11 protein-coding genes are annotated in these 9508 nt (G+C 39.6%); 1 reads left to right on the top strand and 10 read right to left on the bottom strand.

Translation table 11 applies throughout. The annotated features are described in order from the left end of the window. Positions 1–278 (top strand): hypothetical protein (locus tag F6K57_RS31795; protein ID WP_293072075.1); only part of this gene is annotated, 278 nt, incomplete at its 5' end. A 161-nt stretch (positions 279–439) separates the two neighbouring features. On the opposite strand, the gene hpsU is transcribed toward F6K57_RS31795, so the two are convergent. From hpsU to F6K57_RS31745, 10 genes are all read right to left on the bottom strand, one after another. Then, positions 440–1039 carry a hormogonium polysaccharide biosynthesis acetyltransferase HpsU gene (gene hpsU, locus F6K57_RS31790; protein ID WP_293072074.1) on the bottom strand — a complete coding sequence of 200 codons (600 nt, stop codon included), beginning with the start codon at positions 1037–1039 and terminating at the stop codon, positions 440–442. Positions 1040–1925: 886 nt separating this feature from the next. Further along, positions 1926–2552: a YdcF family protein gene (locus F6K57_RS31785; RefSeq protein WP_293072073.1), complete on the bottom strand. Its 627-nt coding sequence runs from the start codon at positions 2550–2552 to the stop codon at positions 1926–1928. A 3-nt stretch (positions 2553–2555) separates the two neighbouring features. Continuing rightward, entirely contained in the window at positions 2556–2765 is a 210-nt protein-coding gene (locus F6K57_RS31780) for a hypothetical protein (protein ID WP_293072072.1), read from the bottom strand. 119 nt (positions 2766–2884) lie between these two features. Then, on the bottom strand, positions 2885–3655 hold the full coding sequence (locus F6K57_RS31775; protein ID WP_293072071.1) for a glycosyltransferase family 2 protein: 771 nt from the start codon (positions 3653–3655) through the stop codon (positions 2885–2887). Between the two features lie 8 nt (positions 3656–3663). Beyond that, positions 3664–4491 (bottom strand): FkbM family methyltransferase, encoded by an 828-nt coding sequence (locus tag F6K57_RS31770; protein ID WP_293072070.1) that lies wholly within the window; start codon positions 4489–4491, stop codon positions 3664–3666. Further along, complete coding sequence (locus tag F6K57_RS31765; protein ID WP_293072069.1) at positions 4488–5672, bottom strand: glycosyltransferase; 1185 nt, start codon at positions 5670–5672, stop codon at positions 4488–4490. The genes F6K57_RS31770 and F6K57_RS31765 overlap by 4 nt, the downstream gene beginning before the upstream one ends. 6 nt (positions 5673–5678) lie before the next feature. Beyond that, positions 5679–6809, bottom strand: coding sequence for a glycosyltransferase family 4 protein (locus F6K57_RS31760; protein WP_293072068.1), 1131 nt, complete (start codon positions 6807–6809; stop codon positions 5679–5681). A 56-nt stretch (positions 6810–6865) separates the two neighbouring features. Continuing rightward, positions 6866–7843, bottom strand: coding sequence for an acyltransferase (locus tag F6K57_RS31755; RefSeq protein WP_293072067.1), 978 nt, complete (start codon positions 7841–7843; stop codon positions 6866–6868). A 59-nt stretch (positions 7844–7902) separates the two neighbouring features. After that, positions 7903–9216 carry a hypothetical protein gene (locus tag F6K57_RS31750; protein ID WP_293072066.1) on the bottom strand — a complete coding sequence of 438 codons (1314 nt, stop codon included), beginning with the start codon at positions 9214–9216 and terminating at the stop codon, positions 7903–7905. A gap of 40 nt (positions 9217–9256) precedes the next feature. Further along, on the bottom strand, positions 9257–9508 hold a 252-nt coding region (locus tag F6K57_RS31745), incomplete at its 5' end, for a hypothetical protein (RefSeq protein ID WP_293072065.1).

Raw genomic sequence — 9508 nt, 5'->3', positions numbered from 1 at the left:
TACTCCCTACTCCCTACTCCCTACTCCCTGTTCCCTATGCAATAATAACGATAGACAACAATGGGGGAGTCATGAACATGAGCGAAGTTGTGTTTTTGGTTGAGGAAGATCCGGAAGGGGGTTATACAGCCAGAGCTTTAGGAGAATCTATATTTACTCAAGCAGACACGTTAGATGAGCTGAGAACGATGGTTCGAGATGCTGTTGAGTGTCATTTTGAAGGTAGTGATAAAGATGTAGTGGTTTCGCTACGGTCTGGTAAAGGTAACAGGATCTAAAATCACGAATTGTTTACCACTATAGCAGTTCTCAAAGATCTGACTCCCCATCTCCCCAAACTTCCCATCTCCCGATCTCCCCAGCTCTCCATCTCCCGATCTCCCCAGCTCCCCAGCTCCCCACACTCCCCACACTTCCCACACTCCCTACTCCCTACTCCCTACTCCCTACTCCCTATTTCCCGTCGATAGCGAGCACGTGCTGGTGTCCCCCAGCATACTTGCTGCTCTGGGATATTACTAAACACACTGCTGCGAGCACCAATTACGGCATTGGCTCCAATTTGGACACCGGGCGCAACGAAGCAATCGGTGGCAATCCAGGCTCCGTTACCAACATGAATCTCACCTGTGATTAACCCAAATCTTGGGTCTTTGATATCGTGACTACCGGTACAGAGGTAACATTTTTGCGAAATAACACAATGACTACCAATGCGAATTCGATCGACACTGTAGAAAACTACATCATCCCCAATCCAACTGTAGTCACCAACTTCTACTTTCCAGGGGTAAGTAAAACGAGCCGTGGGTCGAATGATGACATTAGTACCAATCTTGGCTCCAAATAGTTGTAGCAGCCATCGGCGGAAACCATTGAAGTTATGAAGACTTAAGGGAAATGCGATCGCTTGCACCAACCACCAGATTAAGACTAACCAACTGGGACGCCCTCGGTCAAATTGAGACGAGTCGTATTTGCGTAAATCAACTAAGGGGGCTAAATCTAAGGCTGGTGGTTTACTTAAGTCAAGAGTCATATATTGGTTTGGTTGAAGGTCATCTGTCAGAATTAAGAATTAAGAATGTAGAATGTAGAATGTATAATTAAGAATTTAGAATGTATAATTTAGAATGTATAATTTAGAATTTAGAATTTAGAATCTATAAGGCAGAATTTAGAATTTAGAATCTATAAGGCAGAATTTAGAATGTATAATTTAGAATTTAGAATTTAGAATCTATAAGGCAGAATCTAGAATGTAGAAGGCAGAAGCCAGAAGGCAGAATCTAGAATGTATAATTCCAAATTCTACATTCAAAAATGTTGTTCGCCTTTGGTATTCGCGTAGGGTAGATTATAAGAATGTAGAATGTAGAATTAAGAATTAAGAATTAAGAATTTAGAATCTATAAGGCAGAATCTAGAATGAAGAAGGCAGAAGCCAGAAGGCAGAATCTAGAATATATAATTCCAAATTCTACATTCAAAAATGTTGTTCGCCTTTGGTATTCGCGTAGGGTAGATTATAAGAATGTAGAATGTAGAATTAAGAATTAAGAATTAAGAATGTAGAATTGAGAATTGATAATCTATAAGGCAGAATCTAGAATGTAGAAGGCAGAAGCCAGAAGGCAGAATCTAGAATGTATAATTCCAAATTCTACATTCAAAAATGTTGTTCGCCTTTGGTATTCGCGTAGGGTAGATTATCTGTCAGAATGCAGAATTCCAAATTCTACATTCTTAATTCTACATTCTTAATTCCCGATTCCCGACTCCCGATTCCCGACTCCCGACTCCCGATTCCCGATTCTTCATTCTCAATTCTTCATTCTTCATTCTTCATTCTTCATTCTTCATTCTTCATTCTTCATTCTTCATTCTTCATTCTTCATTCTTCATTCTTAATTCTTAATTCTCAATTACGCTCGCAAATAATAATGAAGACTGGCTCCAGTACGACCAGTGATAATCCAAACCACTGAGCGTCCTACATCCCGTGCCACTCGCAGCCAGGATTCCTCAGGCCGCTGGGAAGGAATGGCGACAGGAGTGAAGGCAATACCGTGACTGCCGAAAATAAAGAAGGCGATCGCAATCGACCGACGCATATGAAAGTCTGAGGTAATTAGATAGACATGGTGGATATCATGGGTTTGGAAATCTTGAACCAGGGAGGTAAAGTTGGTGACCGTATCCATAGCACGCCGATCAAGATTTACTCGCTGATCAGGAATACCTGCTTCCCGAAAGACCTTTTGGGCTTGTGGGATAAGCACTCCAGAAGAGACCCAAATATCAAGGTTAGGATGTTGCTGAGCAAACTCAGCTGTAAATTTTTCCCGTGTGATATCTCCACCGAGGGTCAGAATCACCTCAGGAGTAGGGGATTGGAGATGGGCGAGCCCTAAGCGAATGGGAATAAAACTAACAGCAATACATAGGATGCTAAAGGTAAATGCTACCCGCATTTTGCCTAGGGTTTTGCGAGGGTAGCTAAAGCCAGGTTTATTGGTGAAACGTCGGCGTGACGATAAGTTTCGTTTCATGGCTCAATACAAGGATTTTCCCGTAGGTTGAGTTGTAGGGACTTCGGAGCAGGGAGTAGGGAGTAGGGAGTAGGGAGTAGGGAGTAGGGAGTAGGGAGTAGGGAGTAGGGACTTCGGAGTAGAAGAGTCTTGGGGATCCAGTCCGGTCTTGAGGGTTCCCCCCATCTCCCCATCTCCCCATCTCCCCATCTCCCCATCTCCCCATCTCCCCATCTCCCCATCTCCCCACACTCCCGATTCCCGACTCCCGATTCTTAATTCTCAATTCTTAATTCTTAATTCTTAATTCTTAATTCTTAATTCTTAATTCCCTATTTGACAATGGTTAAAATTTACTGCTTCTGTAATTTCTCAAATTCAATCAACCGAATAGATAAAATAGTTTCCGCCAGCATCCGTTGAAATGCGTAATACCAACCATGCCAACCATCGAAAATTCCGCCCTTCAGAATCAGACAGTAAAACAGGATAATAAAGGGAGCAATAATTTTTTGTTTGCGAATTCGGTCACCTAAACTAATTTCATTATCTGGGGTCTGGGTTAGTTTTTTGACTTCAATTATCATGTATCGGTCTTGGGCCCACAACCATCGGCTTAAAGGTTTGCGGTCATCGTGATGAATGTAGGAAGAGAGTGTTGCTGATTTGCCATTAACTTCCAAAAGCTGGGTGTGACCATCATCAATATACGTTGATTTGTCTTTGCGAAATAAAACTTGACGAGGGGGAAGTATCGTTCCTCGAAGGGGTTTGCCAAAAACACAATATTTGAATTTGGCAAAATAGCCATTTATTTCTGTATCCGTTTGTAAAGCTTTTATTTCAGCTATTAAATCATCGGTGACACTGTAATCAGCATCTAATGACAGTACCCATTCAGAGGTTACTTGTTCTAGACCGTAATTCCATTGTGTTGCGTGGGTGTCAAATTTTCGCTGAAATACTTGAACTTGAGGATATAATTTAATAATTTCTAAGGTTTCATCGGTGCTGTAACTATCAATTACAACAATTGTCTTTGCCCAGGTAAGGTGTTGAAGGGTACGTTGGATATTGGGCGCTTCGTTGTAGGTGAGAATGAGTGGGGTAATATTATGAAGCATATTAATAATCAACCCTCACACTTCTTATTTCTTAGCTTTGGACTCGCATATGCCTCATGAACAGCAAGTAAAGAAAATATATTACCATTAGTTTCTTTCAGTGTTCTACCATCAAATAAATAAAAATTATATTTATATAAAAAATCTAATACTGCTGTTTGATTCGCGAATCCATCTAAATATATAGCTTTAACTCTTTGAGCTTCAAAAAAAGAACGAGCACCTTCTAATACCGCTAATTCTTGTCCTTCTACATCAATCTTTATAATTATGGAATTTCCTTTGATATTAATTTGATCTAGAGAATTACATTTCACTAAAGTAGTTTTTGAGTTTATATTATATCTTGATGCAGTTTTCGTGGTTGTAAATACGTGGGAAACAGCACCATCGACAAACATTAACTCACATTCTTGATTTGAGATACCAATGTTAAAAGCTTCAAAACCATGTGTTTTAGAATTTATTTCCAGCCTTTTAAAAGTCTCATTATTTGCTTCAAATGCATAAATACCTTGCAGATTTGTGAATTTTGAAGCTCTAGCAATGACCGATGAAAACAAACCAATATTTGCTCCTACATCAACAAAAGTATCTCCATCTCTAAGCAAACTAGATATATTTAATAAAATTGATACTTCATCCCGAAGCAGGCTACCTTTCAAAACCATTCTGGAAGCTCTAAAATACCCATTTTCTCTAAGGCTATTAATGTATAACTCCAAACCAAACAGGTTTACCAAAATATCTTGGCTACCATAAATAAGCTTCATTAATAATATTCTTAACTTGGGGGATTTATTATAAAAGTTATCAACAAAGTACATAAAATTCATAGTTTAGACTTCCAAGATATATTTTGGATGATAGCTGTATAGACTTGAATCAATTTTTTTGCTATGGAATCCCAGGTGTATTGTTCAAAGATGAGTTGACGAGCGCGAGTTCCCATCTCTTTGGCTTGTTGGGGAAATTGCAAACACTGGGTTAAAGCATTGGCAATAGCCTCAGCATCAATATCAACTACATGGGCAACGTTTGCAGTAGCAGCTTCTGGAAAATTGCAGCCTGTGGTAATAATACAAGGTAAACCTGAAGCCATACCTTCCAGCACAGACATACTAAACCCTTCAGAATAGGATGGAGCGACGTAAATATTAGCAGCAGCAAGGGCAGCATATTTAAGAGAGCCTGTTAGCATCCCTGTAAAGGTAACAGCATCCAGACAACCTGCATTAGCAAAGTAGTCTTTAGCTGTAGGTAAGAAACCAATGTTATCAGGACCAGCAAGAATTAGGTGAGTGTCGGAAAATTTAGAGTGTATTTTACCAAAAGCTGTGGCTAGCAAGTCTAATCCTTTTTTGGGGTCGATACGTCCTAAGAAAAGAATCAGAGTTTTGTTACGAGTAGCTGGAAACTGTTGATAAAAAAGTTCAGGATTAGGGAGTTGTTCAAAGTCTTGACGGTGGATGCCGTTAGGGGCAATAGTAACAGGAGTTTTGAGGTTGAGGGGTTTAATTTGTTCCGCTTCCGTAGAGGCTAGCATTTGCAGTGCGCTAGCATTTTGGAGAGCAGGCTTTTCTAATAGGTTGTAATAGATGCGTTTTTTTAAGGCTTTGTAGGAAAGTGCCCAAGGGTCAAGCATGCCGTGGGGGATAATAACATAAGGGATATTATACCATTGACAAGCCCAGTAAGCAGCTAGGTTAGGAACTGAAAAAATCGCATTAGTTTGGACTAAGTCATAATCGCCGATGTGTTGGTATAGCCACTTACTCAGAGAAAAACTAAATTTGTAGTCTCCAATCCCTTTGTAAGGAAAAAACTGTAGGCGATAATTAGTTTTAGGTAACCAGGTTTTGACAGGGGCTTCTATCACCTCAGAACCATTAGCATTAGTGGCTACCAGGTCAACAGTAATGCCTAAGTTACCCAATGCTTGAGCTAGTTCCACTACGCATTTAGATGTACCCCCATAGACAGCGCCTAAAGCAGGAATAACAATCAGAAGTTTCATCAGTAATTAGTGATTAGCTAAGGCGTATTCAACAGCTTTGATCAACCCTTGAGCAAAATAGTCGGGAGAGAATTTCTGGATGTGTTCCAGGGCTGCTTGACTGATCTTGTCTAGGTCAATTTCCCCTGAACTTACCTTGAACATTAACTTAGTTAGCTGTTCCTTATCATCGGGATTAAAACCAAATCCATTGATACCTTCAACTACTAAATCTTCAAAACAGCCACAGCGATTAGACACTACCACTGGTAAGCCAGCTGCCATAGCTTCATTCACAACTAATCCCCATTGTTCGTGAGTACTAGCATGGATAAAGCAGCCAGCGTGAGCAAAATAAGGCAGAAGTTCTTGTTGTTGTAAAAAACCAGTTAGATGAATAACCTTAGTCAACCCTAAGTCTTTAATCTGTTGCTCAAGTTGAGAGCGCATTGAACCATCCCCACACAGGACTAAATCCCAAGCCCTGTCTTTAGCTAGTTGGCGATAGGTAGCGTAGGCTGAAATTACAAAAGGGAGATTTTTCTTAGGGATAAAGCGATTGATAGTCAGGAAGTAGGGCTTTTTTAAAGGAGGTGCCAGAGATTTAATTTTGTCGGGATGGAAAGCATCATTACCTACGACATCATAGCCGCAAAAAATGGCTTCCTTAGGTAGTCCTAATTTTATCAAGTAACGTTTTTGTGGTTTTCCGCCCACTAAAGCCGATTTATACCGGTTAAGTAGCGATCGCTTTATCGTTTCACGCCACCAGGCTCTAGTAAAATCTGTTTCTGTAGTCTCCGAAAGCAGAATTGGTAGTTTACCGTGCCATAAACTCCATACTAAAGTGGCAACCATGGCTGATTCAAAATAGCCAGCAATCACCACCACATCAGGCTGAACCTTCCTTAGGGTAGAGTAAAGTTTTGGGAGTAATTGATAAAATTTTACCTCCTCTCGCTGTCGATCGCTGACAACAGAAATAAGCGGAAATGGAAGATTTTGTAAATTAGCTTTCCAGGCATAGTCAGCTTCGGCTCTTGCCAATTCTATACCAACTACATTCCAGCCTATTTTATGACAATGCTGGTGCAAAGCACTGACACGGGCAATATGGTAGGGGCCATAGTTAGTAAACAATACTGCGATTTTGAGCACTTGAGTTAAGCTAAATTAGTTATAGATTAAAGCATAATTGGCTGTTACTTTTTGTCTTAGGTACCAAGCCATTCTTGTAGATTGAATTTTCTCAGTATGAAAATCGTCTGCATGGTGAGCATTAGCGATAGCAAAAATACGCCTAGATCTAGAACTATAGTTCCTGAGATGTTAAATAAATTTGCTATATCCTGAAGACCCTCAACAAACAGAATATGGATAAGATAAATTCCATAAGAGTATTTACCAAAAGCAGCAATTTTATCTAGAACTATAAACTTATCATTTTTAAAAGTAATAGCAAAGACCAACAGACATATTCCTGCTAAATTTTCCCAGAACAAGTTACGACCCTGGAGTAACATTAATATAGTAAAAACAATCGCTATAACTATACATGACAGTGGCAAAAATTTAAAATTATTTTTTTCTCTTAGATTAAATAAATTATCCACAACGGCAACTGTAATACCCCATAGTGCTGCTGGGAGTGCCTGATAGGATAAAGAAACTGTATAGCCAAGTTGATTGATTAAGTTATAGTTAGGTTTGATTAAGACTACTATTCCAGTAATTAATGCTATTACTGCTAACCAGGATTGAGTTTTAGGATGCTTATAAGCGAACTTCGCCAATAAAAATGTTATCAAAGATACTACTAATATAAAAGGTAGAAACCAAAGATGATGGGTAGTTCCTGTCCATAAAAACTCTAACTTAATATTAATACTTGTACACAAATTTGTAATCCAGCAATTTAAATATCTAATTAACAAATATAAAATCGACCAGATTAAGAAAGGAATATAAATTCTCTTGAATCGGCTAATGGTGTAGTCAGTAAAACTAACTGTTGGTTTTTTGATTACTTTAGTAAAAATAATAAAAACAGCTGTAGAGGTAAAAAAAGGTACAGCAAACCTTCCTAGCACAGAGGTAAAGCCAAGTTGAGGCGAACTAACTGTGTGAAGCCAGACGATGGAAATAGCAGCAAATACCTTAACTGCATCTAATGTAATAAATCGTTGCTTCATTTTGGAAAACAAATATATTTATAGTAATTTTTTTGATAATTAAATTTAGTTTATAAAGCTTACGACGTAGACATAAATCTTCCCTTAGCTTTTTTGGATCCGTAGCGTTCTACCATCAGCACAAACAGATATCCAAACAAAGCAGGCCATAATACCAGTAGAGTAAATTCTCGACCTAAGTTAAACGTTAGCCCTAAACAAATTAGAAATAATCCTAACCGCAAGGTGGAATATTGCTGCTTCCAAAGCCTACTCATAAAACTCACCCAGCTAGCCATTAAAACCGCTGCACCCATTGGTCCCAAAATAGGACCAAAATTAAAAAAGCCTTGTCCAATTAATCCAGTTGAAACCGTAGCAAATACCCCAATGTCATTATCAGCACCACCAAATCCCCTTAAGATAGCATAATCAATTCCAATTAGAGGTTTATTAGCCCATATTGCCCTAGGAATTATATTAGCTGCTTCTGCTAAATAGCGACCTCCGTACGTTAACTTTAGGCTTCCTTCTTGGTAAAATTGATTGATATAACATAGCTCTTCTAGCATATTTAATCCCAAGTGCCCTTCTTCCTCTACTTCTTCTTGGAATTGCGGGGCAACATCTGGATTAAATAATTCATTAAAACCAATGTTACGATAAGTAATAATTAACGTCAGCAATTCATTAATAGCCCAAAAAGTAGCCATGCTAATTAACACCTTTTTCCAAAGCGGATCTGGGGAAAATAACGCATAGCTAAAATAGCCTGGCATAATCACTGCTAGAAGTTGGTTACGGGCTCCCATAAAAATAAAATAGGGCAGTACAATCAAGACAAGCAAAAGATTTAATGTCTTCAATTGACGGCCCATTGGGAGGGGCAAAAGCACGCCAAAGAAGGCACAAACTAGGGTATAAACATAGGCTGCGGAAGAAACGATAAATCCATCACCACCAGCAGCAGCGGCTCTTCCCCACATCTGCCGTCCCACACGAGCTCCAAGTGGAAATAAAGCAGTGAAAATATCGCCGTTGAGACGGCTAACACCATATCCTAATAAACATAGCCAAACAAAAGCTAAAACTATTAAAAGTTGCTCAGGATTAAAGGCAGTAAATTTCCAAGCAGTATGGTAGTTTTTAAGGAATCGGCGAGAAAGGGAAGGGATTACTAGGCGAAAAGTGATTAAAAAAGTAATTATTTGCCAATAACAGTATTCTAGTATTAATGAATCAAACTGCAGAAAATTTTCAGGGGTGTAAAATAGTTCTACAAAATACCAGGCTCCAATAGTGGCATACACCGCCAGGGCGGGAATACTCCAAGCTCGTTTGTCTCTGACTAAAAACGCTTCAATGACTAAGATAAAAAGTAGGCTTGAAGCCATGACATAAATAGGGACAAGGGCTTCGGGAAACCCTACAGAATCAGTCATTAATCAAAAATATAATAAAGGGAGTAGGGAGTAGGGAGTAGGGAGTAGGGAGTAGGGAGTAGGGAGTAGGGAGTAGGGAGTAGGGAGTCGGGAGTCGGGAGTCGGGAGTAGGGAGTCGGGAGTAGGGAGTAGGGAGTAGGGAGTAGGGAGTAGGGAGTAGGGAGTAGGGAGTAGGGAGTAGGGAGTAGGGAGTAGGGAGTAGGGAGTAGGGAGTAGGGAGTAGGGAGTAGGGAGTAGGGAGTAG

The organism is Moorena sp. SIO4A5 (assembly GCF_010672005.1).
In the GTDB taxonomy this organism is placed as follows: Bacteria; Cyanobacteriota; Cyanobacteriia; order Cyanobacteriales; family Coleofasciculaceae; genus Moorena.
Note: the sequence above shows the minus strand (reverse complement) of the source record. Positions and strands in the feature narration are given on the sequence as shown.

Bases quoted from the DNA above. Each gene is read 5' to 3' on its own strand.
- F6K57_RS31775 (WP_293072071.1), bottom strand. From the start codon at position 3,655: ATGCTTCATAATATTACCCCACTCATTCTCACCTACAACGAAGCGCCC.
- F6K57_RS31785 (WP_293072073.1), bottom strand. From the start codon at position 2,552: ATGAAACGAAACTTATCGTCACGCCGACGTTTCACCAATAAACCTGGC.
- F6K57_RS31780 (WP_293072072.1), bottom strand. From the start codon at position 2,765: ATGGGGAGATGGGGAGATGGGGAGATGGGGAGATGGGGAGATGGGGAG.
- F6K57_RS31765 (WP_293072069.1), bottom strand. From the start codon at position 5,672: ATGAAACTTCTGATTGTTATTCCTGCTTTAGGCGCTGTCTATGGGGGT.
- F6K57_RS31755 (WP_293072067.1), bottom strand. From the start codon at position 7,843: ATGAAGCAACGATTTATTACATTAGATGCAGTTAAGGTATTTGCTGCT.
- hpsU (WP_293072074.1), bottom strand. From the start codon at position 1,039: ATGACTCTTGACTTAAGTAAACCACCAGCCTTAGATTTAGCCCCCTTA.
- F6K57_RS31750 (WP_293072066.1), bottom strand. From the start codon at position 9,216: ATGGCTTCAAGCCTACTTTTTATCTTAGTCATTGAAGCGTTTTTAGTC.
- F6K57_RS31770 (WP_293072070.1), bottom strand. From the start codon at position 4,491: ATGAATTTTATGTACTTTGTTGATAACTTTTATAATAAATCCCCCAAG.